Source organism: Alteromonas sp. ABH4_457 (assembly GCF_056160625.1).
Window position 1 is genome coordinate 1 of sequence record NZ_JBSWXN010000019.1, and the last position, 717, is coordinate 717.

General features: G+C 52.3%; 1 rRNA gene. It reads left to right on the top strand.

Features of this window, described 5'->3' with window-relative positions:
• Positions 1-684 (top strand): 23S ribosomal RNA (locus ACXAGR_RS23760); the annotation flags it as partial.
• Positions 685-717: the final 33 nt, after the last annotated feature.

A 717-nucleotide genomic window follows, 5' to 3' on the forward strand; every position in this document is an offset into this window, starting at 1 on the left:
TGCGGACAGTGTCTGGTGGGTAGTTTGACTGGGGCGGTCTCCTCCCAAATAGTAACGGAGGAGCACGAAGGTTAGCTAATCACGGTCGGACATCGTGAGGTTAGTGCAATGGCATAAGCTAGCTTAACTGCGAGACAGACACGTCGAGCAGGTACGAAAGTAGGTCATAGTGATCCGGTGGTTCTGTATGGAAGGGCCATCGCTCAACGGATAAAAGGTACTCCGGGGATAACAGGCTGATACCGCCCAAGAGTTCATATCGACGGCGGTGTTTGGCACCTCGATGTCGGCTCATCACATCCTGGGGCTGAAGTCGGTCCCAAGGGTATGGCTGTTCGCCATTTAAAGTGGTACGCGAGCTGGGTTTAGAACGTCGTGAGACAGTTCGGTCCCTATCTGGTGTGGGCGTTGGATGATTGAGGGGAGCTGCTCCTAGTACGAGAGGACCGGAGTGGACGAACCGCTGGTGTTCGGGTTGTTTTGCCAAAGGCATTGCCCGGTAGCTACGTTCGGAATCGATAACCGCTGAAAGCATCTAAGCGGGAAGCGAGCCCCGAGATGAGTCATCCCTGAGGTTTAACCTCTCTGAAGGGTTGTTGAAGACTACAACGTTGATAGGCAGGATGTGGAAGTGTTGCAAGGCATTAAGCTAACCTGTACTAATTGCCCGTGAGGCTTAACCATACAACGCCTAAGTAGCTTTTACTTAGAAGTTGT